This is a genomic window from Salmonella sp. 32120201201600049SM (assembly GCF_017572835.1).
Classification (GTDB): Bacteria; Pseudomonadota; Gammaproteobacteria; order Enterobacterales; family Enterobacteriaceae; genus Salmonella; species Salmonella enterica.
In genome coordinates this window covers 38,638-64,216 of record NZ_JAGESA010000013.1, presented here as the reverse complement: position 1 = coordinate 64,216, position 25,579 = coordinate 38,638, and the positions used below count along the sequence as shown (strand labels likewise).

Genomic DNA, 25,579 nt, shown 5'->3' with positions numbered 1-25,579 from the left:
TAAGATGAACACATTCAGAAAAGGACTTGATTTATTGCTGGGCGCTATCTGTTGCCTGGTGCTGGCGATAATGGTGGGCATCGCCTGCTGGCAGGTGGTGAGCCGCTACATTCTGGGCGTTCCCAGCACCCTTACCGAAGAGATGCTGCGATTTCTCCTGGTATGGGTATCAATGCTGGGCATGGCTTTTGTCGCTGGTCAGAAACAGCATATCAGCCTGACTCTCTTACTGGATAAGGTGTCGCCGACGATTCGCGGCTGGTGGGATATTATTCTGCAGGTCATTTTTATCGCGTTTTCCATTTGGGTATTGATTATCGGCGGCTTAAAGATTTCTGCGATTTCTATGCTGCAAATCTCCCCTGCGCTGGGCATTCCGATGGGGAAAATTTATTACGCGCTCCCCTGCGCAGGCGTACTGATCATCCTCTATGGGCTGCTGAATATCGTTGACGCCCTGAAAGCTATCCATTCCGCCACGGATACCACTGAGCACACTCTGGAGAAATCACATGATTGACCCTATTTTTGCGTCCTGTACGCTAATTGCCGTCTTTGTTGTTTTACTGGCCATGGGCGCGCCTATTGGGATCTGCATCGTTATCGCCTCTTTCAGCACCATGATGCTGGTACTGCCTTTCGATATTTCGATGTTCGCCACCGCGCAAAAAATGTTCTCCAGCCTGGACAGTTTTGCCTTGCTGGCCGTGCCGTTCTTCGTTTTGTCCGGGGTGATCATGAATAGCGGGGGAATTGCCGCCCGGCTGGTCAATTTTGCCAAACTGTTTACTGGCAAACTGCCCGGCTCGCTCTCTTATACCAACATCGTCGGCAATATGATGTTCGGTGCAATTTCCGGATCGGCGATTGCCGCCTCAACCTCCATCGGCGGCGTGATGGTGCCGATGAGCGCGCGCGAAGGTTACGATCGCGGCTTTGCGGCCGCGGTGAATATCGCCTCCGCGCCGACGGGAATGTTAATTCCGCCCACCACGGCTTTTATCCTTTACGCGCTGGCAAGCGGGGGAACATCGATTGCCGCTCTGTTCGCCGGCGGTCTGGTCGCGGGAGTGCTGTGGGGCGTTGGCTGTATGCTGGTCACGCTGGTGGTCGCTAAGCGTCGAAATTATCGGGTTTTCTTCACCGTCCAAAAAGGTATGGCGCTAAAAGTTGCCGCTGAGGCCATTCCCAGCCTGCTGCTGATCGTGATTATTGTCGGCGGCATTGTGCAGGGGATTTTCACCGCCATTGAAGCCTCCGCGATTGCCGTGGTGTATACGTTATTGCTGACGATGGTGTTTTACCGCACGCTGAAAATTAAGGATTTGCCTTCGATTTTGCTCCAGACAGTGGTAATGACCGGGGTCATCATGTTCCTGCTGGCAACCTCTTCGGCGATGTCCTTCTCGATGTCGATCACCAATATTCCTGCGGCGCTGAGCGATATGATCCTCGGTATTTCCGCCAATAAACTGGTTATCCTGTTAGTCATTACCGTCTTTTTGTTGATTATCGGCGCATTTATGGATATTGGTCCGGCCATTCTGATTTTTACCCCGATTCTGCTGCCAATCATGGCTAAACTGGGCGTCGATCCGGTGCATTTCGGCATTATCATGATCTATAACCTGGCGATTGGCACCATTACGCCGCCAGTTGGCAGTGGTTTATATGTCGGGGCGAGCGTCGGTAAGGTCAAAGTTGAGGAAGTGATTAAACCGTTGCTGCCTTTTTACGGCGCGATTATCGGCGTTCTGTTATTAATTACCTACATTCCGGAAATCACACTGTTCTTACCCCGTCTACTGGGCATCATGTAAGCGCATAGTTTCCTGCACATCTCGTTGCCGGATGGCGATTCGCGTCTTATCCGGCCAACGCGCGATAATAATTATCCGCAGGTCATCACCAGGTAAAAAAAACCGGCTACCTATAAAGTAGCCGGAAAAGGGAATAAATAATAAACAGGGATAATGATTAGAATGTGTAGCCTATACCCACGCGGAAACGGGTTTGTCTTTCATCGCTGTTGCTATTGACGGAAACATTACCTACCTCAACGAATGGCGACCATTGGTCAATAATATAGGCAGTTCTGAAGTTATATTCATAGTTATCTTTGCCGCCATCGTAAAGATCATATTTATCGGCTTTCTTATAAATTCCTTCGATTGTCCAGTCAAAGTTGTTCCATTTATAACCCGCCCAGACATCCATACGATTGATGGTATCATCATCACGGATATCAGAAGAACGGCGTACATATTCAAAACGATAGCGCGCGCCAACCCACCAGCTTTCATTTAATGTCCACGTCGCGCGGAAGTAAGGCTTATAGGTAGAGTAACCGTTGCCTGTTTCCAGCACGAAACCCGGTTGCCAGGCGACATCACCGGTTTTAAATTGGTAGCTTATCGTATATTCGTTGCCCTGTGTTTCTAGGTCATTAAACGCTTTATTGGTGTCATCCCCGCCTGATTTTGAGATAGCTTCTATCGCAAAACCAACACCATTCGCAAACCGATGAGAAATATACGCACGGTCATAGTTAGCTTTACTGTCATCAAGATATTCATGACGAACATCGACATATACTGCATGCGCATTTGTTACAACAAGAGGTAATAGTAAGAAAAGAGATTTTCTCATAACAGAATCCATTTAATTTAAAATTAAAACGTTGTTTCATGTCAGACCGTTACAACCATAATACGCAATGTGAATGGCGACAATATAGACAAAGATCTTTAATTTAAAATTGGGATAATGTTCAAAAAGCAAAATAAAATAAATGAAATTCATATTCGTCATATAAAATAAAAATCAAAACACCATCAACAACGCCAATATAGGGATTTCCTTATATTTATATTTAATTGATTCCTAACGTTAATTTCAATATATTTAAATTGTAAATACAAATAAAACAACCAAATAATTACTGTATAACTACCCTTTTATCAAACGGTAAGTCAGACTATTCCCATTATGTGATCTCACGCAGCGTTTTCTTTGCATTGCTGCCAGCTAAGTCGTTTCGTGTCGTTATGATGAAGGTATTTTAGAAAACAAATATTACCCACTGATTTAAATAACATCCAGACGGTCACGATGCGCTTCGACTTTTTTAAAACGTGAAGTTAATCACTTCATTAACGTGCTGATTGCCAGAATACACCCAACGGCGGCAATCGTTATAAGGTTACCGGGCTGCGTAATTTTTAAACTCATGCAAACGGAAGGGGTATCCCGTCCATAAAAAATAATGAGGAACATGTCATGAGTAACGCGATTACGATGGGTATTTTCTGGCATTTGATAGGGGCGGCCAGTGCAGCCTGCTTCTATGCCCCGTTCAAGCAAGTGAAACAGTGGTCATGGGAAACCATGTGGTCAGTGGGCGGCATCGTCTCATGGCTTATTCTGCCGTGGGCAATTAGCGCTCTGTTACTGCCTGATTTCTGGGCCTATTATGGGCAGTTTAACCTCTCCACCCTTTTACCGGTTTTTCTGTTCGGCGCCATGTGGGGCATCGGCAATATTAACTACGGCCTGACCATGCGTTATCTCGGGATGTCGATGGGTATCGGCATCGCTATCGGCATTACGCTTATCGTCGGCACGCTGATGACGCCTATCATCAACGGTAACTTCGATGTGTTAATCCATACCGAAGGGGGGCGCATGACGCTACTTGGCGTTTTTGTCGCGCTGATCGGCGTCGGGATTGTGACGCGCGCCGGACAGTTAAAAGAACGCAAAATGGGCATTAAAGCGGAGGAGTTCAATCTGAAGAAAGGGCTTCTGCTGGCAGTGATGTGCGGTATTTTCTCGGCGGGGATGTCTTTTGCCATGAACGCCGCGAAACCGATGCATGAAGCTGCTGCCGCGCTTGGCGTTGACCCGCTCTATGTCGCGCTGCCGAGTTACGTGGTGATTATGGGCGGCGGCGCGCTGGTGAACCTCGGTTTCTGTTTTATCCGCCTGGCAAAAGTGCAAAATCTGTCGATAAAAGCCGACTTCTCGCTGGCAAGACCGTTGATTATCAGCAATATTCTGCTGTCCGCGCTTGGCGGTCTGATGTGGTATTTACAGTTCTTTTTCTATGCCTGGGGTCACGCGCGCATTCCAGCGCAATATGACTACATGAGCTGGATGCTGCACATGAGCTTCTATGTGCTGTGCGGGGGGCTTGTCGGTCTGGTGCTAAAAGAGTGGAAAAATGCTGGCCGCCGTCCCGTTGCCGTATTAAGCCTCGGCTGCGTGGTAATTATTATCGCGGCGAATATTGTCGGTTTAGGCATGGCCAGTTAATCGCTTTGATTACTGAGATGACGCCATTGGCTCGGCGTCATCCCGGTTTCCCGCGTGAACACCACTGAAAAATAATTACTATCTTCAAAACCGCACTGCATCGAAATCTCGCTAATCATCAGCGGGCTATGCTGAAGCAGATACTGCGCGTGGCAAATACGGACCTGGCGTAAATATTGATTAATCGTCATCCCGGTTTGGGCGCGAAACTGCTGCCGCAGCACCCGTTCGCTGCATTGTTCCTGCTGGCAAAACGCATCCAGCGCAAAGGGACACTCAAGGCTATTAGCCAAAGCGGTAATTAATTTATCCAACAGGGTTTCTCGGGAGGTTGCCGGAAGATCGTCGGTCGCGTAGCGATGCCGTTTTAACGTCATCACCAGTTGACCAAACAGCAATTCCGCCATCTCATTCGCCAGCGGATCGCGTCCATTACTCTCATGTTCAAGCTGGTTAATGACCTGCCGCGCCTGATTCATTCCCATACTGCCCAGCCGCCAGTGAGGATGCCACTGCGCTCCCTGAAAGCCGGGAATCATCGCCTGCCAGTTTACATTGAGTTTCAAACGCTCCGGGCAGTAAATGATATTTTGCAGCACCAGATCGTTAACGGAAGTATAGGAGTGTTTGTCTTCAGCACGAATGTAAAACAGATCGCCGCGGGTAATTCTGTATGGGCGCTCATTAAGAACGTGTAGGCCATTGCCCCGCCAGACCATCACCAGTTCACAAAACTCATGCGTATGTTCCGCAAAAACATCCTGTGGATAGCGATCGGCAACCGTAACGGCCTGCTGCTCATCAGTAAAAAAATCTTTTTTCAAAAGGATTAACTGATTTGCCACCGCAGCACCTCATGTTGAATGCTTGCCGGCTGGCGCTACGCTTATTCTGTCTACCGCTCGCCGCCGTAGGCCAGGTAAGGCGCAGCCGCCATCCGGTATTAAAGGGTATAATTATCAGCATATTGGCGACGAAAACGTTGATAGCGTTCGCGTTACTGGATTATCGCATCGCGTCCCTGACGGATATCCCGCGGCGACCAGTTAAATTCTCGGCGAAACAGAGTCGAAAAGTGGTTACTGTCGCCAAAACCGCAGCGGTACGCGATTTCTGTCACGCTATGATCGCTATGGCGCAATAAATGCCGGGCTTTGATCAAACGCAGGCGATTAAGGTAACGTTGCGGCGTCAGCCCGGTATGCTGTTTAAGCTGACGATGCAGCGTGCGTAGCGACAGCGAAAACTGTTCAGCTACCGCCTCCCAGCAGACCTCCTCCGCAAAATGGTCTTCCAGCCATGCCATCAGTTGGTTGAGTTTGGCGTCGTTATTGGTCGCGCCTTCCATCAGGCTACTGCGGCGTAACAACACCAGTAGTTGCATAAACAAAATTTCGCGATTCGCCACGGCAGGCGCATCCATGCCGTCTCCGGCGCGCTCCATCAGACCGACCAACTGGCGCACCTGCTGCAACACACTCTGATTCACCCGCCAGTGAGAAGGATAGTAACCATCCTGCTCCTGCGGCAGCAATTGATCCAACCCCGCCAGGAACTGGAAGGCGTCCGGTGAACGCCACAGTACATTCGTCAGGCATAGGTTGTCGGTATGTTCATATAAATGCCGGTCGTGATCGCGAACAAAACACACGGTACCGCCGCTGATGGTATACGGCTGCCCGTTGAATACATGAATGCCCGTACCGTGTTCCACAATCACGATTTCATGAAAATCATGATGATGTTCAGGGAAAGCGGCTTGTGGCAGACGAGGTTCAATCGCCACGGGCGCTTTACCTGATGGAAAAAAATCCACGCTATGCAGTACGGTCATGGTTGCTTCCTCCTGAATTCAACATGTCCGAATAGTAATTAAGGGTTATCGGCCTCACCTTAAATTTTTGACGCTAAAGCGCGCAAACATGGTCTTTTTTTCAAGAAAAGGCGGGAAAAAGCGGGAAATGCGGACGACATCACACCGGCCTATTAGTAGAAACTGTGAACGCTATCACGTTCATCTTTGCCTTGTTGCCAGCGGCTCATTTTCCTGTCAGTAACGAGAAGGTAGGTCTTTGAGGGCTTTTTTAGACTGTGCGCAATGACTCTAAGAAGGACCTGATTATGACTTTTCGCCATTGTGTCGCGGTTGATCTCGGCGCATCCAGCGGGCGCGTGATGCTGGCGCGTTACGACAGCAAACACCGTACCCTGACGCTACGTGAAATTCACCGTTTTGTGAACTGCCTACAAAAAACAGACGGGTTTGACACCTGGGACATCGACAGTCTGGAAAAGGATATCCGTCTTGGTCTGAAGAAAGTCTGCAATGAAGGCATTCTTATCGACAGCATCGGCATCGACACCTGGGGCGTCGATTATGTCCTGCTGGATAAACAAGGTCAGCGTGTCGGCCTGCCGGTCTCCTACCGCGATAACCGTACCACGGGCATCATGCCGCAAGCGCTGGTCCAGATCGGCAAAAGCGAAATCTATCGCCGCAGCGGGATTCAGTTTCTGCCGTTTAACACCATCTATCAGCTACGCGCGCTGACGAAACAACAGCCTGAGTTAACGGCGCAGGTCGCTCATGCGCTGCTGATGCCCGATTATTTCAGCTACCGCCTGACCGGTGAAATGAACTGGGAATACACCAACGCCACGACCACCCAGTTGGTCAATATCAATACCGATGACTGGGACGATACCCTGCTGGCGTGGACCGGCGCGAAAAAGAGCTGGTTCGGTCGCCCCTCGCACCCTGGCAATGTTATCGGCGACTGGATTTGCCCGCAGGGCAACCGTATTCCGGTGGTAGCCGTCGCCAGCCACGATACCGCCAGCGCCGTTATTGCCTCTCCGCTGGCAAATAAACATAGCTCTTACCTGTCTTCAGGCACCTGGTCGTTGATGGGTTTTGAAAGCAAAATGCCCTACACCACTGACGAGGCGCTGGCTGCCAATATCACCAACGAAGGCGGCGCGGAAGGGCGTTATCGGGTACTGAAAAACATTATGGGTTTGTGGCTGCTCCAGCGCGTGCTGAAAGAACGGCGCATTACCGATCTGCCTGCGCTTATCGCCCAAACAGAAGCGCTGCCGGCCTGCCGTTTCCTGATTAACCCGAATGACGATCGCTTTATCAATCCTGACGATATGCGAGCTGAAATCCAGGCAGCCTGTCGCGAGACCGACCAGCCCGTTCCCGTCAGCGATGCCGAACTGGCGCGCTGCATTTTCGACAGTCTGGCGCTGTTGTATGCCGACATTCTGCACGAACTGGCAAATCTGCGCGGCGAAAAATTTACCCAACTGCATATTGTCGGCGGCGGATGCCAAAACGCGCTACTCAACCAGTTGTGCGCCGATGCATGTGGTATTCGCGTGATGGCCGGGCCGGTTGAAGCCTCCACCCTTGGCAATATTGGTATTCAGCTTATGACCCTCGACGAATTAAACAACGTCGATGACTTCCGTCAGGTCGTCAGCGCTAACTACGACCTGACAACCTATATCCCTAATCCTGATAGTGAAATTGCCCGCCACGTTGCGCAGTTTCAACCCAAACGACAGACAAAGGAGCTTTGCGCATGACCACTCAACTGGAACAAGCCTGGGAACTGGCAAAACAACGTTTCGCCGCAGTAGGTATTGATGTCGAGGAGGCGCTGCGCCAGCTCGATCGCCTGCCGGTTTCCATGCACTGCTGGCAGGGCGACGATGTTGCCGGATTCGAGAACCCGGAAGGTTCGTTGACGGGCGGAATTCAGTCAACCGGCAACTATCCGGGCAAAGCGCGTAACGCCACCGAACTGCGCGCCGATCTGGAACAGGCGCTGCGTCTGATCCCAGGCCCAAAACGGCTGAACCTGCACGCCATTTACCTTGAGTCGGATACGCCGGTTGCTCGCGACCAGATCAAAGCGGAGCATTTTAAAAACTGGGTGGAGTGGGCGAAAGCGAACCGGCTGGGGCTGGATTTCAACCCCACCTGTTTTTCTCATCCACTGAGCGCTGACGGTTTTACCCTCTCTCATCCAGACGCGAAAATTCGCCAGTTCTGGATCGATCACTGCAAAGCCAGCCGCCGCGTCTCGGCATACTTTGGTGAGCAGCTCGGTACGCCGTCGGTGATGAACATCTGGATTCCGGACGGCATGAAAGACATTACCGTCGACCGTTTAGCCCCGCGCCAGCGCCTGCTGGAAGCGCTGGATGAGGTCATTAGCGAGAAATTCGACCCGGCGCACCACATCGACGCCGTTGAGAGCAAACTGTTTGGCATCGGCGCGGAAAGCTACACCGTCGGCTCCAATGAGTTCTACATGGGCTACGCCACCAGCCGTCAGACCGCGCTGTGCCTTGATGCGGGCCACTTCCATCCCACTGAAGTGATTTCCGACAAAATTTCTGCCGCCATGCTCTACGTGCCACGGCTGCTGCTGCACGTCAGCCGCCCGGTACGCTGGGATAGCGACCACGTGGTGCTCCTGGACGATGAAACCCAGGCAATTGCCAGCGAGATCGTCCGTCATAACCTGTTCGACCGTGTGCATATCGGCCTGGATTTCTTCGACGCCTCTATCAACCGTGTCGCCGCGTGGGTTATCGGTACCCGCAACATGAAAAAAGCGCTGCTGCGCGCTCTGCTGGAACCCACAGATCAACTGCGTCAGCTTGAAGCCAGCGGCGATTACACCGCGCGTCTGGCGCTGCTGGAAGAGCAAAAATCTCTGCCGTGGCAGGCCGTCTGGGAAATGTATTGCCAGCGTCACGACACGCCGGCTGGCAGCCAGTGGCTGGACAGCGTTCGCGTCTATGAAAAAGAGATCCTGAGCAAACGTAGCTGACAGCGACACCTGATCTGTAGGCCGGATAAGACGCCCGCGTCGCCATCCGGCAATAAATGAAACACGATTGCCGGATGGCGCTGCGCTTATCCGGCCTACGTAAGACCCGAATAACCTTCGGGCAATAAATGGGAACACGAACATGCAAAATATTACCGATTCCTGGTTTGTCCAGGGCATGATTAAAGCCACGTCTGATGCGTGGCTGAAAGGGTGGGACGAACGTAATGGCGGTAACCTGACGCTACGTCTCGATGAAGCCGATATCGCGCCTTTTGCGACTAATTTTCACGAAAAACCACGCTATATCGCGCTAAGTCAACCCATGCCGCTGCTGGCGAATACGCCGTTTATCGTTACCGGTTCCGGCAAATTCTTCCGCAACGTGCAGCTCGATCCGGCAGCCAATTTAGGCGTGGTCAAAATCGACAGCGACGGCGCAGGCTACCACATTCTGTGGGGCTTAACCCACGACGCGGTGCCCACCTCTGAACTCCCGGCGCATTTCCTTTCCCACTGCGAACGCATTAAAGCCACCCACGGCAAAGACCGCGTCATTATGCATTGCCATGCGACTAACCTGATCGCCCTCACCTACGTACTGGAAAACAACACTGCGCTGATCACCCGCAAACTGTGGGAAGGCAGCACCGAATGTCTGGTGGTATTCCCGGACGGTGTCGGCATTCTGCCGTGGATGGTGCCAGGCACCGATGAAATCGGCCAGGCCACCGCGCAAGAAATGCAGAAACATTCACTGGTGCTGTGGCCGTTCCACGGCGTGTTCGGAAGCGGACCTACGCTGGATGAAACCTTCGGTTTGATAGATACCGCAGAGAAATCCGCTGAGGTATTAGTCAAAATCTATTCGATGGGCGGTATGAAGCAGACCATCACGCGCGAAGAACTGGTCGCACTCGGCAAACGTTTTGGCGTGACACCGCTGGCCAGCGCCGTAGCGCTGTACTGATACCTCCCAACTCAACGCCGGATGCGGCTTTGCCTTATCCGGCCTACAGGACGGTGCGCATTTTACCGTAGGCCCGATAAGCGTAGCGCCATCGGGCAACAGGGAATTTTTTTAAGGAGAATAGTGATGAGCTTTATGTTGGCACTGCCAAAAATTAGCCTGCATGGCGCTGGAGCGATTGCCGATATGGTGAACCTCGTGGCGAATAAGCAATGGGGCAAAGCGCTGATCGTTACCGATGGTCAACTGGTAAAGCTGGGCCTGCTGGATAGCCTGTTTAGCGCACTGGATGAACATCAAATGTCTTACCACCTGTTTGATGAGGTGTTCCCAAACCCGACAGAAGAGCTGGTGCAGAAAGGTTTTGCGGCGTATCAGAGCGCAGAATGTGACTACATTATCGCCTTCGGCGGCGGCAGCCCGATCGATACCGCAAAAGCGGTGAAAATCCTCACCGCCAACCCTGGCCCTTCCACCGCCTACTCCGGCGTCGGCAAAGTGAAAAACGCCGGCGTACCGCTGGTAGCGATTAATACTACGGCAGGTACCGCGGCCGAGATGACCAGCAACGCGGTGATTATCGACTCTGCCCGTAAGGTCAAAGAGGTGATCATCGACCCGAATATCATCCCGGATATTGCCGTGGATGACGCCAGCGTCATGCTGGAAATCCCGGCGTCTGTGACCGCCGCAACCGGCATGGATGCCCTGACCCATGCGGTGGAAGCCTATGTCTCCGTTGGCGCGCATCCGCTTACCGACGCTAACGCGCTGGAAGCGATTCGCTTAATCAATTTGTGGCTACCGAAAGCGGTTGACGATGGCCATAACCTCGAAGCCCGTGAGCAAATGGCATTCGGCCAGTACCTGGCGGGTATGGCGTTCAACAGCGCCGGTTTGGGGCTGGTTCACGCGCTGGCGCACCAGCCGGGCGCAACTCACAACCTGCCGCACGGAGTCTGCAACGCTATCCTGCTGCCAATTGTCGAGAACTTTAACCGTCCGAACGCCGTCGCGCGTTTTGCCCGTATCGCACAGGCGATGGGCGTAGAGACGCGCGGTATGTCTGACGAAGCCGCAAGTCAGGAAGCGATTAACTCTATCCGTACGCTGAGCAAACGCGTCGGCATTCCAGAAGGTTTCAGCAAGCTGGGCGTCACAAAAGAAGATATCGAAGGCTGGCTGGATAAAGCCCTCGCCGACCCGTGCGCGCCGTGTAACCCGCGCACCGCCAGCCGCGATGAAGTTCGCGGGCTGTACCTGGAGGCGTTATGATCCGCAAAGCCTTTGTGATGCAGGTAAATGCCGACGCGCACGAGGAGTATCAGCGTCGTCATAACCCAATCTGGCCGGAGCTGGAAGCCGTATTAAAGTCTCACGGCGCGCATCACTACGCGATTTATCTCGATCAGGAGCGCAATCTGCTGTTCGCCACCGTTGAGATTGAATCCGAGGAGCGCTGGAACGCCGTTGCCAGCACCGACGTTTGCCAGCGTTGGTGGAAACATATGCGTGACGTTATGCCCGCGAATCCGGATAACAGCCCGGTCAGCGCAGAGCTAAAAGAGGTGTTCTATCTGCAGTAAGTCGTGTGCCCGGTGGCGCAAGCTTACCGGGCCTACGGTTTTATTTTTTGTCGGCCGGATAAGGCGGTTACGCCGCCATCCGGCAATTTCAATTCTGCTCCGCTACCAGGATAGCCTGAGTATCCGGTTCCAGCGCTTTAAAGATATGCGCCTGGTCGCCGGGATAACAAATGTAATCGCCCTCCGCCAGCTCTTCCGGCGCCTCGGTTAAGCCGACGAGGGCTTTTCCCTGCGTAACAATAATATGTTCCACCGACCCCGGCGGATGCGGATGAGAGATCCGGTCGGCCCCCGGCTGCGTCAACAGCAGATAGATATCACGCCGCGCGCCGGGCGGACACGCCGCCAGTAATATCGCCTGATAATGCGCCTGCTCCGCCACCACTTTGGTGCCTTCTCCGCGGCGAATCACCTGCGTTTTTTGTACCTGCGGCTCCAGCAGCCTGGCAAAGGGAATGTCGAGCGCGACGCATAGCGACCATAACGTCTCCAGGCTGGGGTTGCCGTTCCCTGCTTCCAGTTGTGAAAGCGTAGATTTAGCGATGCCTGCGCGCCGCGCAATCTCCGCCAGCGACAGTCCGGTTCGCTGGCGTTCGCGTACCAGACTTCTGGCAATGACGCTAATAGGTTGTGTCATAAAGCATCCAACGTTCACTATAACGAACGAAATGTTCGTCTTGTAAAGCAAATCTGTTCCGTTCATTATAATGAAAATTCGTTCGATATGACTAAAGAAGATGAAACACTATTTTTCCTGTCTCAAAGGAGACACGATAAAAGCGATATTTTTAGTGTGCCTGGCCGTGGGCGTCGTCGGCATGTCCTATGGCTCACTGGCGATGGCCTACGGTTTCCCACTGTGGGTGCCGTTTGTCCTCTCTATTTTTGTGCTGGCGGGCGCGTCCGAATTTATGTTTATCGGCATTGTTGCCAGCGGCGGCAATCCGTTAGCGGCGGCGGCGGCAGGACTGCTGGTGAATGCGCGCCACGTGCCGTTTGGCGTAACGGTGCGCGATTTGGTTGGCACCCGCGCCGCCAGCTTTTTCGGCTGCCATATTATGAATGATGAGAGCGTGGTGTTCGGCCTGTCGCAAAAAACACCCGAACAACGTAAAGCCGCCTACTGGCTATGCGGTCTGGGCGTCGCCCTATTCTGGCCGATTGGCACACTGATTGGCGCAGGTGTCGGCAAACTGCTCCCGGCCCCAGAAACCATCGGTCTGGATGCCGTATTCCCGGCAATCTTACTGGCGCTGGTGATCCCGGCGTTTAAAAACCGCACCACATTGATTCGTGGTTGCAGCGGCGCCGCGCTGTCGCTTGCCGCCGTTCCCTTTGTGGCTGCCGGATTGCCGGTGTTGCTTTCGCTGCTTGGCCTACTGGCGAGGAAAAAATAATGGGCAATATGACGCTATTTATTATCGGTATTGCTCTTTTATCTGCGGGGACCTATTTGATGCGCCTCGGCGGCGCGAAACTTGGCAGCCGTCTGGCGCTGTCTGAGCGTTCACAGGCGCTGCTCTCGGATGCGGCAACGGTGCTGCTATTCTCCGTCGCGCTGGCGACCACCTTTTACGAAGGCGAACATTTTGCCGGAATGGCGCGCGTTCTTGGGGTTGGCTTCGCCGTATTTTTAGCCTGGCGTAAAATGCCGCTTATTGTGGTGATTATCGCCGCTGCAGTGGTGACCGCGTTATTACGAATGGCGGGTATTAATTAACGTCTTACAGAATAGTTGGACGTGACACCCTATAAGTGATGAAGGCTGGGCCGCCCTATGCTGAAGTGGCCCAGAACTTTCGCATCAGGGGGATAAATGCTTTCCATATAAATGCCGATCCTCAATGACACTACCAGTACCTTCCAGCGTGACGTCAACATCTTGTGATAGCTTCAGATTACTGGTTTTTCTAATAACTCTCTTTAGTTAATGTTTACGTCAGCTATTTTTACAGATATTGCCTGATGAAGAATACATGAACGAAAAAAGCGCCTGATCGGCGCTTTTTATTGGCGTTATAGCGTAATTTTATAGGCACTTGCGCCAGCCTGTGCGCAGTTAATGTGCCGTCACTCAACGCAGGCGGTTATAATCATCCACCATCTCGTTATAACTTCTCAACGACGCCGGATAAGAATCCGCAACCATCCATCCTGTTGCAGGGTCCTGCACCCGTTTCTTTTCAAAATCAGAATACTCAACATTGTCTCTGATGCGACGAATATATTTTTTAGCTTGTAGCTGATAATCAGCCGCAGAGCTGATGAAAGAAGAATTACGGCCATCAGTATTCACTTCTTTCAATTGCGCAATCATTGTTTCCAGTTCCGCGACTTTTTTCATCATCGCTTCGGCATCAAAGGTATCGGCAGAAATAACCTTGTTGATCTGCTTTGCCGAAATCATGACAGCCAGAGAATAATAGTTAAATGTTTTGCCTTCCGCTTCTTCTATTCTCTTCAACTGTGTCAATTGCCGCCTGTCATTTATCTCCTGAATAGCCTCATGATATTTTTCCGAGACGGGTTTAAAATCCTCGATATTCTTCAGTAATGTCTGATGCAGCGCCTTACCTTTAGCAAAGGCATCATCTTTATAGTTTTCCTGGGTATAATATTTTTCCATTTCGTTAATGGTATTACCCAGCGCGGCGGCGCTATCAATATAGCTAACGGCAACGCCATCAATAGGCTCAAGTAATGGCGTTAAGGCGGCCACCTGTTTCATCTCTTTCTGGCAATTCGTTATGTAAGACTCCGTAATACCATAAATGCCATAAACCAGGCTCTCTTTCCCTGTCGGACCTTTTTTAAAGTCTTTCACCCAATCCGCGTAACGCGCCAGACTGTGCTGAACGGGCAATTGAAGTTTATTAAAACAATCGATATAGACATCCATTTTTTCACTATAAACTTCTTCAGCGTCAACCTCCGGCTGAGCTGGCGTTTCTGGCTTCGCCGCCGGGGGCTGAGTTGCCGTTTCTGGCTTCGCTGCTGGGGGCTGCGCTGGACTTTCGCCAGATTGCGTTTCCGGCGTCTGAGAAGGCGCTGGCGTCGCAGGCTGACTGCTGGCGGCCGGCGTCGCCTCGGTTTTAACATTATTGTCATCACATCCTGTTGTGCCCAGGGTCATTAGCGCAATGATTATCGCTGAGGATAATAAATTCCTTTTCATTTAATTGCCTTTTGTATATTTACGTTGGGGTTCTCTTATTTTAACGAACACATTGATATTGATAATGTTAATTATAATGAAATATGGATTAAGTATTTTTTGTGTTGAATAAATCACATACCTGTTTTTTTCATTAAAATGAATCTGTAAATTTCAATGATATTATTTATAGGTTATTCTAATGAAAAAGGATTTGTTATCATCAATTATTATCGCTATGCTGATGACTGCCGGGCTAAGCGCTTGTGATGAAAAAAAAGCGGACGAACAACCTGTAGCTCAGAGTGCGGATTCATCAGCGAGCAATACACAATCCACATCAGCGGAAAGCGCAGATGCGAACGATGTTCTTAACCAAAAGCTGAATGTTTACATTGATTGTTATAATAATCTCCAGGCAGATATTTACCGTGCTGTAAATCGTTATGCTAACACATTCGACGATTTCCGCACCGGCCCTACCGGTAAGGAAGACGATCCCTCTCCGCTGGTTCCTGTGTATCCTGCATTTATCCAGGACTGCCGGAAAGACATCAAGGCGGCGGCTGAATTAAAGCCGGCGTTTGCCTCTCTGGATAGTGCTGCTCTGGCATTTATTAATGCAGCTGGGCCACTAGCTGAAACAATCAATAGTATGAATAAATACTATGATCAAGATAACTTCAAGGATGATGCCTTTGCTGGCGCTAAAGCGTTCCATAAAACGTTTATAAAACAGTTCGATGAGTTTGATCCCATTGCGAAGAAATATATCGCCGAGATTACCATTATGAGTGGGCAGCATGCGGCTAATGAAATTAAGGCGACTGAGAAGAAAGAAGGTAAATCCATTAAGTACTATACGCTTTTGACGATGCAGGAAGCCGAGACGCTTAATGACGCTGTAGCTGATGATTCTTTTGATGTGGCGGCAGTAAGCAAACAGCTCGCTGATTTTGAAGAGCATACTCAGAAGCTAAACGAGAAGATCAACGTTGATATAGATAAACATCGTAGCTTCCCTGGTTTTATTTCTGAGCTGGAAAAATTCCAGGGCAAGGTGAAAAAACGCATTCGGCGCGTGCGCGATAACGTGGCGTATACCTCGCATGAGCAGGACTACCTCAATAGCGGCAGCGGCGATATGGTAGATGGTTCTTATGAGGCTGTGGTTAAAGCTTATAACGAGCTCATCGACACCTATAATGGCTATCATCTTGAGCGTGAGTTCTAAGCTTTTCACGCTGCAAATCGCGTGCATATGACCGCTGAACTGAGCAAATAAGTCGTTAGCGACTGTCGAAAGAGCGCCCCAGGGGCGCTTTTTTCGTTCGAAGTATTACCGGGTAGCAAGCGCCTCGTGAATGACTGGAATAAGCTGCGGTCCAGCATAAAAACGATTAAAACCTGTATGGCCTCGCCACTATACGTGTATACGTGATTCCGTTATCAAGAGAGGCTGTAAAATTGAGAAAATATATATTTTACGAAAATGTAGAGGGTACTATTTTAGTCTGCGATTAACCGCTGCGGATGGGTATAAATCGTCGCCCGACCCGGCTTACAGAACCCCACCAGCGTAAGATTACACCGTTCAGCGACGTCAACCGCGAGCGTGGTAGCAGCAGAAACCGCAAACAAAATTTCCACACCGCACATCGCCGACTTCTGCACCATTTCGTAACTCGCACGACTGGAAACCAGCGCCGCGCCTTGCCGCCATTCCTCACCTTCCGTAGCGCGGCGGCCGAGCAGTTTATCCAGCGCAACGTGGCGTCCGACATCTTCATGGCCCCCCGCCAGTTCACCCGACGGCATGACCCACGCCGCAGCGTGCGTACAACCCGTCAGCTTACCCGTCGGTTGAAAATCATTCAGATGTTTTAACGCGCGATCAAGGTTACCGAGATTAAACGTTTGGCTAAACGGCAGCGGTTGCACCGGCTTACCAATGTCATTGAGCTGTTCCACGCCACACACGCCGCAACCGGTGCGTCCGGCCAGCGCGCGACGACGCGCTTTCAGCCCCATAAATCGACGGCTGGAAAGATCAATCTGCACTTCAAGTCCGTTACAGGACGGCACAACGTCCATGCCATAGATTTCACGCGGGCTGTCAATGATCCCTTCCGACAGAGAAAACCCCATTGCGAAATGCGTCAGATCTTTCGGAGAGGCCATCATAACGACATGCGAAATGCCGTTATACACCAGTGCCACTGGCACTTCCTCGGCAACATCATCAAGTTGGGAGGACTGCAAATCCTCGCGTTTCCAGAGAGTCAACTGGCGTGAGGTTGTGAAATCAGTCACATTTAGGACTTCTTCAGACAGTATATTGTTCACTTTCTTTTAACCATATAAGAACACACACACCAACATTATGGTATTCTGTTACAACTCCTCCCGGATGGAGGAAAATTTATCCAATTCTGAACCTTTGCGGGCCCGTCCGCAAAGAAAAATAACAACCACTCCCTGAGCGTTTCGGATAGAGAAATGTGAAAGAGAAGTGACAATGTCGAAACAAGGAGCAAACCATGCAGGTCAGCAGAAGGCAGTTCTTTAAGATCTGCGCTGGCGGTATGGCAGGCACCACGGCGGCGGCACTGGGCTTCGCGCCCGGCGTAGCGCTAGCGGAAACACGGCAATATAAACTGCTGCGCACCCGCGAAACCCGTAACACCTGCACCTACTGTTCCGTTGGCTGCGGGCTGTTGATGTACAGCCTCGGCGACGGTGCGAAAAACGCCAAAGCATCTATTTTCCATATCGAAGGGGACCCGGATCATCCAGTAAGCCGTGGCGCGCTGTGCCCAAAAGGGGCCGGTCTGGTGGACTTTATCCACTCTGAAAGCCGCCTGAAATTCCCGCAATACCGCGCGCCGGGTTCAGATAAGTGGCAACAAATCAGTTGGGAAGAAGCGTTTGACCGCATCGCTAAACTGATGAAGGAAGATCGCGACGCCAACTATCAGGCGCAGAACGCCGAAGGCGTTACCGTTAACCGCTGGCTCACCACCGGGATGCTGTGCGCTTCCGCATCCAGTAACGAGACGGGTTATTTAACGCAAAAATTCTCCCGCGCGCTGGGTATGCTCGCGGTCGACAACCAGGCGCGTGTCTGACACGGACCAACGGTAGCAAGTCTTGCTCCAACATTTGGTCGCGGTGCGATGACCAACCACTGGGTCGACATCAAGAACGCCAACCTCGTCGTGGTGATGGGCGGTAACGCCGCAGAAGCTCACCCGGTCGGGTTCCGCTGGGCGATGGAAGCCAAAATTCACAACGGCGCGAAGCTGATTGTGATCGATCCGCGCTTTACGCGTACCGCGTCGGTGGCCGATTTCTATGCGCCAATACGCTCTGGTACTGACATTGCCTTCTTGTCAGGCGTGATGCTGTATCTGCTGACCAACGAAAAATACAACCGTGAATACACCGAGGCCTATACCAATGCCAGCCTGATCGTGCGTGAAGATTTTGGCTTCGATGATGGTCTGTTCACCGGCTATGACGCCGACAAGCGGCAGTACGATAAAACCAGTTGGCACTATGAGCTGGACGAAAACGGTTTTGCCAAACGCGATACGACACTGCAACACCCGCGCTGTGTCTGGAATCTGTTGAAACAGCATGTCTCGCGCTATACGCCGGACGTGGTAGAAAATATCTGCGGTACGCCGAAAGCGGACTTCCTGAAAGTGTGCGAGTACATTGCAGAAACCAGCGCAAAAGATAAAACCGCGTCGTTCCTGTACGCGCTGGGCTGGACGCAGCATTCCATCGGCGCGCAGAACATCCGTACTATGGCAATGATCCAGCTTCTGCTCGGTAACATGGGGATGGCCGGCGGCGGCGTTAACGCCCTGCGCGGTCACTCCAATATTCAGGGACTGACCGACTTAGGACTGCTGTCGCAAAGTCTGCCGGGCTACCTGACGCTGCCGAGCGAAAAACAGACCGATTTGCAAACCTATCTGGCTGCCAATACGCCGAAGCCATTGTTGAAGGATCAGGTCAACTACTGGGGCAACTATCCGAAATTCTTCGTCTCAATGATGAAGGCCTTCTTTGGTGATAAAGCGACAGCGGAAAATAGCTGGGGCTTCGACTGGCTACCGAAGTGGGACAAAGGCTACGACGTGTTGCAGTACTTCGAGATGATGAAACAGGGCAAGGTCAACGGCTATATCTGCCAGGGCTTTAACCCGGTGGCCTCATTCCCGAACAAAAACAAAGTGGTCGCATCGCTTTCCAAACTGAAGTACCTGGTGACTATCGATCCTCTCAACACAGAAACGTCCACCTTCTGGCAAAACCACGGTGAGTCGAACGACGTTGATCCCGCAAAAATCCAGACCGAAGTGTTCCGTCTGCCTTCCACCTGTTTTGCCGAGGAAAATGGTTCCATCGTTAACTCCGGTCGCTGGTTACAGTGGCACTGGAAGGGCGCGGACGCCCCGGGAATTGCCATGACCGACGGCGAAATCCTCGCCGGTATCTTCTTACGCCTGCGTAAGATGTACTCTGAACAGGGCGGCGCCAACCCGGAACAGGTGCTGAATATGACCTGGAACTACACCAAACCATACGAACCCGCCTCTGAAGAAGTGGCGATGGAAAGTAACGGTAAAGCGCTGGCCGATCTTATCGATCCGGCAACCGGCGCGGTGGTGGTGAAGAAAGGTCAACAGCTCAGTTCGTTCGCGCAACTGCGCGATGACGGTACGACGTCCAGCGGCTGCTGGATTTTCGCCGGTAGCTGGACGCCGGAAGGCAACATGATGGCGCGTCGTGATAACGCCGACCCGTCTGGTCTCGGCAACACGCTGGGCTGGGCATGGGCATGGCCGCTTAACCGCCGCATCCTCTATAACCGCGCCTCCGCCGATCCGCAGGGTAATCCCTGGGACCCGAAACGTCAGCTACTGAAATGGGAAGGCGGAAAATGGGCCGGATGGGATATTCCGGACTACAGCGCCGCCGCGCCCGGCAGCGACGTCGGACCGTTTATCATGCAGCCGGAAGGGATGGGTCGCCTGTTTGCTATCGATAAGATGGCGGAAGGGCCGTTCCCGGAACACTACGAGCCGTTTGAAACGCCGCTGGGCACTAACCCGCTGCACCCGAACGTTATCTCTAACCCTGCCGCCCGTATCTTTAAAGACGATGCCGACGCGCTGGGTAAAGCGGATAAGTTCCCGTATGTCGGAACTACTTACCGTCTGACCGAGCACTTCCACTACTGGACCAAGCACGCGTTGCTTAACGCTATCGCCCAGCCGGAACAGTTTGTGGAAATTGGCGAGAAGCTGGCGAATAAGCTCGGTATCGCGCATGGCGATACCGTGAAGGTCTCCTCGAACCGCGGCTATATCAAAGCCAAAGCGGTGGTGACCAAGCGTATTCGCACGCTGAAAGCGGACGGCAAGGATATCGATACCATCGGTATTCCTATTCACTGGGGCTACGAAGGCGTGGCGAAAAAAGGCTTTATCGCCAATACGTTAACGCCTTTCGTCGGTGATGCGAACACGCAAACGCCGGAGTTTAAATCCTTCCTTGTGAACGTGGAAAAGGTGTAACGGAGACGACCTATGGCTTATCAATCGCAAGACATCATTCGTCGTTCCGCCACTAACGGTTTCACCCCCGCGCCCCAGGCGCGGGACCACCAGGAAGAGGTGGCGAAACTCATCGACGTCACCACCTGTATCGGCTGTAAAGCGTGTCAGGTGGCGTGCTCCGAGTGGAACGACATCCGTGATGAAGTGGGCAATAACGTCGGGGTGTATGACAACCCGGCGGACTTAACTGCGAAATCCTGGACGGTGATGCGCTTCTCGGAAGTGGAACAGAACGACAAACTGGAGTGGCTGATCCGTAAGGATGGCTGTATGCACTGCGCCGATCCCGGCTGCCTGAAGGCCTGTCCGGCGGAAGGGGCGATCATTCAGTACGCTAACGGTATTGTCGACTTCCAGTCCGAGCAGTGTATCGGCTGCGGCTACTGTATCGCTGGCTGCCCGTTCAACGTCCCGCGCCTCAACCCGGAAGACAACCGCGTCTATAAATGTACGCTGTGCGTCGACCGCGTGACCGTGGGGCAAGAACCGGCCTGCGTGAAGACCTGTCCAACCGGCGCCATTCATTTTGGCTCGAAAGAGGATATGAAAACGCTGGCGGGCGAGCGGGTGGCGGAACTCAAAACCCGTGGTTATGACAACGCGGGTCTGTACGATCCGGCGGGCGTAGGCGGTACGCATGTCATGTACGTGCTGCATCATGCCGACAAGCCGAATCTGTATCACGGTCTGCCGGAAAACCCGGAAATCAGCGAAACCGTTAAGTTCTGGAAAGGCGTCTGGAAACCGCTCGCCGCGTTCGGTTTTGCCGCGACCTTTGCCGCCAGCGTCTTCCACTATGTCGGCGTCGGCCCGAACCGCGCGGAAGAGGAAGATGACAACCTGCATGAAGAGAAAGACGAGGTGCGCAAATGAAACGACGTGACACCATCGTGCGCTATACGGCGCCGGAACGCATCAACCACTGGATCGTCGCCTTCTGCTTCGTGCTGGCGGCGGTGAGCGGGCTGGGCTTTTTATTCCCATCCTTCAACTGGTTGATGCATATCCTGGGCACCCCACAACTGGCGCGAATTCTGCACCCGTTTGTGGGCGTGGTTATGTTTGCCTCGTTCATCATCATGTTTTTCCGTTATTGGCACCACAATCTAATCAATCGGGATGATATCTTTTGGGCGAAGAATATTCGTAAGATCGTCGTCAACGAGGAAGTGGGTGACACCGGGCGTTATAACTTCGGTCAGAAATGCGTATTCTGGGCGGCGATTATCTTCTTGGTGCTGTTACTGGTGAGCGGAGTGATCATCTGGCGTCCGTATTTTGCGCCTGCTTTCTCAATCCCGGTGATCCGATTCGCGTTAATGTTGCATTCTTTTGCCGCAGTAGCGTTAATTGTGGTTATCATGGTGCATATCTACGCCGCCCTTTGGGTGAAAGGCACCATTACCGCGATGGTGGAAGGCTGGGTAACCCGGTCGTGGGCGAAGAAACATCACCCGCGCTGGTACCGAGAAGTCCGCAAGACAACGGAAAAAGAAACTGAATGAGTATTCGCATAATCCCGCAAGATGAGCTGGGGTCGAGCGAGAAACGTACGGCGGATATGATTCCGCCGTTATTGTTCCCCCGACTCAAAAACGTCTACAACCGCCGCGCCGAACGTCTGCGCGAGCTGGCTGAAAATAACCCGCTGGGCGATTACCTGCGCTTTGCCGCGCTTATCGCGCACGCGCAGGAAGTGGTGCTGTACGACCATCCGCTGGAGATGGATCTGACCGCACGTATTAAAGAAGCGAACGACCAGGGCAAACCGCCGCTGGATATCCACGTGCTGCCGCGTGATAAGCACTGGCAAAAACTGCTGCATTCGTTAATTGCCGAGCTAAAACCCGAGATGAGCGGCCCCGCGCTGGCGGTGATTGAGAACCTGGAGAAAGCCTCAGAGCAGGAGCTGGAGCAGATGGCCAGCGCGCTGTTTGCCTCGGATTTTGCCTCCGTCAGCAGCGATAAAGCCCCGTTTATCTGGGCCGCGCTCTCCCTTTACTGGGCGCAAATGGCCAGCTTGATTCCAGGCAAAGCCCGCGCGGAATACGGTGAAGCGCGCCAGTATTGCCCGGTGTGCGGTTCGATGCCGGTCTCCAGCATGGTGCAGATCGGCACCACGCAGGGGCTGCGTTATCTGCACTGTAACCTGTGCGAAACCGAATGGCATGTCGTGCGCGTAAAATGCAGTAACTGCGAACAGAGCCGCGACTTACACTACTGGTCGCTGGAAAATGAGCAGGCTGCGGTGAAAGCCGAAAGCTGCGGCGATTGCGGGACTTACCTGAAGATTCTCTATCAGGAAAAAGACCCGAAAGTAGAAGCAGTGGCCGACGACCTCGCCTCGCTGGTGCTGGACGCGCGCATGGAGCAGGAAGGGTTCGCCCGCAGTTCCATCAACCCGTTCCTGTTCCCGGGGGAAGGGGAATAAGTTCTCTGGTATACCGGCTAGCAATCTACGTTAGCCGGATCATTGCTCAATAACGCAATGCTTGTATAACGTTTCTCGGGTCGTTGGCAATGGCGCGAAGTAACGCTTTGGCTGGCCCTGTCGGTGAACGTCTTCCTTGCTCCCAGTTGCGCAGCGTATCCACGTTGACCGAAATCAGCTCTGCAAACTTAGATTGCGACAACCCAGATGCCTGCCGTATTTCTTTAATCTTCATTGCATCAATATGAAAGGTACGAGAAGGTTCACGGGTCCCTTCAATGATTTCATTCATTTGAGACATACTTTGAGTTAATCGCTCAAATAACACTTTATCCATCTACCACCTCTCATTCAGCATACGAAGCACCGCTTTTTCCTGCGGCGTGAGATCATCTTTAATGCCTTTTTGATAAATCAGAAGCAAGCGAATCTCATACCGTTGACTACGGTGAAAATAGATAATTCGCACGCCACTACGCTTTCCTTTGCCTCGCGCTCCCCAGCGCATTTTTCTCAGGCCGCCCGTTTCCTGAATGACATCACCACAATCTGGATGCTGAGCCATAAAAACCTGAAGCTTATGGTATTCATCATCATCGAGCAGTTTTTTAACATCTTCAGTAAAGAGTTCCGTTTCTATAAATTGCATATTCCATACGCCATTGGCTTATAGTAGTGAAAATAATCTATACGTCAATGGCGTATAGCATCATCATTTCACAGTACAAAAATTAAAAACCCAGCGCCAACCGCATTTCATTTTTTGCGAACCTCTATCCAGAATCATTATCCCCTCATTTCACCACTTTCCATCCCCAACAAATCAGGTTATAAACTGTACATACATACAGCTTAAGGAGCCTTATATGCCACTGGAAAAAGGAATTGCCGAACTGGTCGCCGGGTTTATCGCTGCGGGCCGCCCTTCTTCACGAGAGCAGAATATTGATGATCGGAGAGCGGGTTATATTGCCAGCACGTCGCTGGCGGATGAGAAAGAAATTCGGGTGAGTTCGGAAGATATCGTGCTGGAAGGGATGACATTTCGCGTCGTTTCGCCGCCAAACGCATCCGGTTCTCTACCCTGTATCCTCTACTATCACGGCGGCTGTTTTGTTAGCGGCGGCTTTCTGACTCATGACCCCCAGCTACGGCAACTGGCCTGGAAAAGCGGCTGTAAGGTGATTGCCATTCAGTATCGCCTTGCGCCAGAGCACACCTTTCCTGCGGCTCATGACGACGCTGAACGCGGGGCCAATATCGTCTATCAATACGCGGAGCAGTTAGGCATCGATCGTGAACGTATCACGCTTGCTGGCGATAGCGCAGGCGGGCATTTGGCATTGGTCAGCGCGCTACGCCTGAAATCCACCGCCCACTGGTCTCCGGCGAAGCTGCTGTTGATCTACCCGATGCTTGACGCTACCGCCAGTTTCCCCAGCTATGCCAGCAACGGGCAAGACTACATCATCACCCGCGATACGCTGTTATCGGGTTTCGAAATGTATCTCCAGGGTACCGACCTCCGCCACCCGGAAGCCAGTCCGATATGGCGTGAAGATTTTGCCGGTTTACCGCCGGTGCATATCCTCACCGCAGAGTTCGACCCACTGCGTGATGAAGGCGAAGCGCTATATCACCGTCTGAACGACCAGGGCGTGGCGTGTACTTGCCAGCGCTATCTCGGTGTTATCCATGGCTTTTTCCAGCTCGGAGGCGTGAGCCAGGCGGCACGAAGCGCCATGCGAGATGTGGCCTGGCGTGTTGTAAGTCCATCAACAGGCAAAATGACCTAAAATTCAATTTTGTTTTCAACTTGAAAACTGGATAACGTTGCGCTAAATTGTTTTCAGGTTGAAAACTTTGTAATGGAACTACATTGTGCATGTTATCAGCCGAAAACCGTTCAATGAAGCGATGCTCATGTATCCAAACCATGAGCTTGCTCTCACTGAGTTGCTGAATGTTCTGGAGAAAAAAACATTCACTCAGCCTGAAGAGATGAAGCGGTATATTCCTTCACTGGATAATTTTAAGTACAGAGATAAATGGTGGGTGATTGATGTTTCTGGTAACAGCCTGAGACTCATTTCCTACATAGATTTCAGGTTACATAAGATATTTGTGAAACATATCGTTTCCCATGCCGAATATGACAAACTGACCGCATACTATCGGGGTAATAAAGAATGAGAACTCATCGTCAGATGGATGCAACCAGCGCAAAAAAGATCGTTGATACCTTCAGCGATGCGGTAAAAACCGTCCCACTGATGGGGGAAGACCGAAATGACAATGAGTATCGCAGGGCACTAGCGCTAGTGGAGTTTCTGGTCGACCACGACGATCTTGAAAACCCACTATTTGAATTGCTCTGTGCCCGAATCAGTGAATACGAAAAACATGCGCCGGAATTCAAAGCACTCAACCAACACCTGGAGAAAACGCCCCCTGGCGTTTCAGTATTGCGAACGCTCATGGATCAATACGGTCTCAAAGCAGCAGATCTTGCCAACGAACTTGGTTCTAAATCGAACGTCAGCAACATCTTAAATGGCCGCAGAGCACTAACGGTTAATCATATTAAAGCGCTTACACAACGCTTCAAACTACCAGCAGATGCCTTCATCGAGTAGTTGGATAT

The 25,579-nt window shown here is 51.9% G+C and carries 26 protein-coding genes; 18 read left to right on the top strand and 8 right to left on the bottom strand.

All coding sequences use genetic code 11. The features are described 5' to 3' along the window. The first annotated feature begins 4 nt into the window (after positions 1-4). Positions 5-520 (top strand): TRAP transporter small permease, encoded by a 516-nt coding sequence (locus tag J4650_RS20045; RefSeq protein WP_001091413.1) that lies wholly within the window; start codon positions 5-7, stop codon positions 518-520. After that, the gene (locus tag J4650_RS20040) at positions 513-1,820 is read left to right on the top strand and encodes a TRAP transporter large permease (RefSeq protein WP_023993688.1); all 1,308 of its coding nucleotides are present in this window, start codon (positions 513-515) and stop codon (positions 1,818-1,820) included. The genes J4650_RS20045 and J4650_RS20040 overlap by 8 nt, the downstream gene beginning before the upstream one ends. Positions 1,821-1,977: 157 nt before the next feature. Here the strand turns inward: J4650_RS20040 and J4650_RS20035 are convergent, their stop codons facing one another. After that, on the bottom strand, positions 1,978-2,661 hold the full coding sequence (locus tag J4650_RS20035) for an oligogalacturonate-specific porin KdgM family protein (RefSeq protein WP_000378721.1): 684 nt from the start codon (positions 2,659-2,661) through the stop codon (positions 1,978-1,980). Between the two features lie 618 nt (positions 2,662-3,279). Between J4650_RS20035 and rhaT the strand changes: the two genes are divergently transcribed. Continuing rightward, positions 3,280-4,314, top strand: a complete 1,035-nt coding sequence (rhaT, locus tag J4650_RS20030; RefSeq protein WP_000063533.1) for an L-rhamnose/proton symporter RhaT — start codon at positions 3,280-3,282, stop codon at positions 4,312-4,314. On the opposite strand, the gene rhaR is transcribed toward rhaT, so the two are convergent. After that, the gene (gene rhaR / locus J4650_RS20025) at positions 4,311-5,159 is read right to left on the bottom strand and encodes an HTH-type transcriptional activator RhaR (RefSeq protein WP_000013290.1); all 849 of its coding nucleotides are present in this window, start codon (positions 5,157-5,159) and stop codon (positions 4,311-4,313) included. The genes rhaT and rhaR overlap by 4 nt on opposite strands. A gap of 152 nt (positions 5,160-5,311) precedes the next feature. Continuing rightward, positions 5,312-6,148 (bottom strand): HTH-type transcriptional activator RhaS, encoded by an 837-nt coding sequence (rhaS, locus tag J4650_RS20020; RefSeq protein WP_000217112.1) that lies wholly within the window; start codon positions 6,146-6,148, stop codon positions 5,312-5,314. Between the two features lie 287 nt (positions 6,149-6,435). Here rhaS and rhaB point away from each other — a divergent pair, with 287 nt between their 5' ends. From rhaB to rhaM, 5 genes are all read left to right on the top strand, one after another. Continuing rightward, positions 6,436-7,905 (top strand): rhamnulokinase, encoded by a 1,470-nt coding sequence (gene rhaB / locus J4650_RS20015; RefSeq protein ID WP_023993689.1) that lies wholly within the window; start codon positions 6,436-6,438, stop codon positions 7,903-7,905. Further along, complete coding sequence (locus J4650_RS20010) at positions 7,902-9,161, top strand: L-rhamnose isomerase (RefSeq protein ID WP_023993690.1); 1,260 nt, start codon at positions 7,902-7,904, stop codon at positions 9,159-9,161. The genes rhaB and J4650_RS20010 overlap by 4 nt, the downstream gene beginning before the upstream one ends. 142 nt (positions 9,162-9,303) lie before the next feature. Next, a complete protein-coding gene (gene rhaD / locus J4650_RS20005) occupies positions 9,304-10,131 on the top strand; it encodes a rhamnulose-1-phosphate aldolase (protein WP_001179690.1) in 828 nt (275 codons plus the stop codon). Positions 10,132-10,257: 126 nt separating this feature from the next. After that, the gene (gene fucO / locus J4650_RS20000; RefSeq protein ID WP_023993691.1) at positions 10,258-11,406 is read left to right on the top strand and encodes a lactaldehyde reductase; all 1,149 of its coding nucleotides are present in this window, start codon (positions 10,258-10,260) and stop codon (positions 11,404-11,406) included. Further along, complete coding sequence (gene rhaM / locus J4650_RS19995; protein WP_000619478.1) at positions 11,403-11,717, top strand: L-rhamnose mutarotase; 315 nt, start codon at positions 11,403-11,405, stop codon at positions 11,715-11,717. The genes fucO and rhaM overlap by 4 nt, the downstream gene beginning before the upstream one ends. Positions 11,718-11,805: 88 nt before the next feature. On the opposite strand, the gene J4650_RS19990 is transcribed toward rhaM, so the two are convergent. Further along, on the bottom strand, positions 11,806-12,354 hold the full coding sequence (locus J4650_RS19990; RefSeq protein ID WP_001517951.1) for an XRE family transcriptional regulator: 549 nt from the start codon (positions 12,352-12,354) through the stop codon (positions 11,806-11,808). 100 nt (positions 12,355-12,454) lie between these two features. On the opposite strand from J4650_RS19990, the gene J4650_RS19985 reads away from it, so the two are divergent. After that, entirely contained in the window at positions 12,455-13,114 is a 660-nt protein-coding gene (locus J4650_RS19985; protein ID WP_000683586.1) for an AzlC family ABC transporter permease, read from the top strand. Then, positions 13,114-13,437, top strand: a complete 324-nt coding sequence (locus J4650_RS19980) for an AzlD domain-containing protein (RefSeq protein ID WP_000527677.1) — start codon at positions 13,114-13,116, stop codon at positions 13,435-13,437. The genes J4650_RS19985 and J4650_RS19980 overlap by 1 nt, the downstream gene beginning before the upstream one ends. A 354-nt stretch (positions 13,438-13,791) precedes the next feature. Here J4650_RS19980 and J4650_RS19975 read toward each other — a convergent pair whose 3' ends face one another. Continuing rightward, positions 13,792-14,892, bottom strand: coding sequence for a YiiG family protein (locus J4650_RS19975; RefSeq protein ID WP_023994499.1), 1,101 nt, complete (start codon positions 14,890-14,892; stop codon positions 13,792-13,794). A gap of 181 nt (positions 14,893-15,073) precedes the next feature. On the opposite strand from J4650_RS19975, the gene J4650_RS19970 reads away from it, so the two are divergent. Beyond that, positions 15,074-16,105 (top strand): YiiG family protein, encoded by a 1,032-nt coding sequence (locus J4650_RS19970; protein ID WP_000710967.1) that lies wholly within the window; start codon positions 15,074-15,076, stop codon positions 16,103-16,105. Positions 16,106-16,380: 275 nt separating this feature from the next. On the opposite strand, the gene fdhD is transcribed toward J4650_RS19970, so the two are convergent. Then, complete coding sequence (fdhD, locus tag J4650_RS19965; RefSeq protein ID WP_001059746.1) at positions 16,381-17,217, bottom strand: formate dehydrogenase accessory sulfurtransferase FdhD; 837 nt, start codon at positions 17,215-17,217, stop codon at positions 16,381-16,383. A 194-nt stretch (positions 17,218-17,411) separates the two neighbouring features. On the opposite strand from fdhD, the gene fdnG reads away from it, so the two are divergent. From fdnG to fdhE, 4 genes are read left to right on the top strand one after another with little or no spacing between them, the layout of a single operon-like run. Next, on the top strand, positions 17,412-20,462 hold the full coding sequence (gene fdnG, locus J4650_RS19960) for a formate dehydrogenase-N subunit alpha (RefSeq protein ID WP_077248424.1): 3,051 nt from the start codon (positions 17,412-17,414) through the stop codon (positions 20,460-20,462). Positions 20,463-20,474: 12 nt separating this feature from the next. Continuing rightward, positions 20,475-21,377, top strand: a complete 903-nt coding sequence (gene fdxH, locus J4650_RS19955; RefSeq protein WP_000331361.1) for a formate dehydrogenase subunit beta — start codon at positions 20,475-20,477, stop codon at positions 21,375-21,377. Then, positions 21,374-22,009, top strand: coding sequence for a formate dehydrogenase cytochrome b556 subunit (gene fdoI, locus J4650_RS19950; protein WP_000829025.1), 636 nt, complete (start codon positions 21,374-21,376; stop codon positions 22,007-22,009). Before fdxH ends, fdoI begins: the two co-directional genes overlap by 4 nt. Further along, positions 22,006-22,935, top strand: coding sequence for a formate dehydrogenase accessory protein FdhE (fdhE, locus tag J4650_RS19945; RefSeq protein WP_000027730.1), 930 nt, complete (start codon positions 22,006-22,008; stop codon positions 22,933-22,935). The genes fdoI and fdhE overlap by 4 nt, the downstream gene beginning before the upstream one ends. Positions 22,936-22,981: 46 nt before the next feature. On the opposite strand, the gene J4650_RS19940 is transcribed toward fdhE, so the two are convergent. Both J4650_RS19940 and J4650_RS19935 read right to left on the bottom strand, forming a co-directional pair. Continuing rightward, on the bottom strand, positions 22,982-23,272 hold the full coding sequence (locus J4650_RS19940; protein ID WP_000362050.1) for a DNA-binding transcriptional regulator: 291 nt from the start codon (positions 23,270-23,272) through the stop codon (positions 22,982-22,984). After that, complete coding sequence (locus J4650_RS19935; protein WP_001159630.1) at positions 23,273-23,584, bottom strand: cytotoxic translational repressor of toxin-antitoxin stability system; 312 nt, start codon at positions 23,582-23,584, stop codon at positions 23,273-23,275. 217 nt (positions 23,585-23,801) lie between these two features. Between J4650_RS19935 and J4650_RS19930 the strand changes: the two genes are divergently transcribed. The 3 genes from J4650_RS19930 (at position 23,802) to J4650_RS19920 (ending at position 25,571) form a co-directional block, all read left to right on the top strand. Continuing rightward, positions 23,802-24,731, top strand: a complete 930-nt coding sequence (locus J4650_RS19930; protein ID WP_021294279.1) for an alpha/beta hydrolase — start codon at positions 23,802-23,804, stop codon at positions 24,729-24,731. Between the two features lie 85 nt (positions 24,732-24,816). Continuing rightward, positions 24,817-25,128 carry a type II toxin-antitoxin system HigB family toxin gene (locus J4650_RS19925; RefSeq protein ID WP_000558166.1) on the top strand — a complete coding sequence of 104 codons (312 nt, stop codon included), beginning with the start codon at positions 24,817-24,819 and terminating at the stop codon, positions 25,126-25,128. Further along, positions 25,125-25,571 carry a type II toxin-antitoxin system HigA family antitoxin gene (locus J4650_RS19920; protein WP_001259011.1) on the top strand — a complete coding sequence of 149 codons (447 nt, stop codon included), beginning with the start codon at positions 25,125-25,127 and terminating at the stop codon, positions 25,569-25,571. Before J4650_RS19925 ends, J4650_RS19920 begins: the two co-directional genes overlap by 4 nt. The last annotated feature ends 8 nt before the right edge of the window (positions 25,572-25,579 follow it).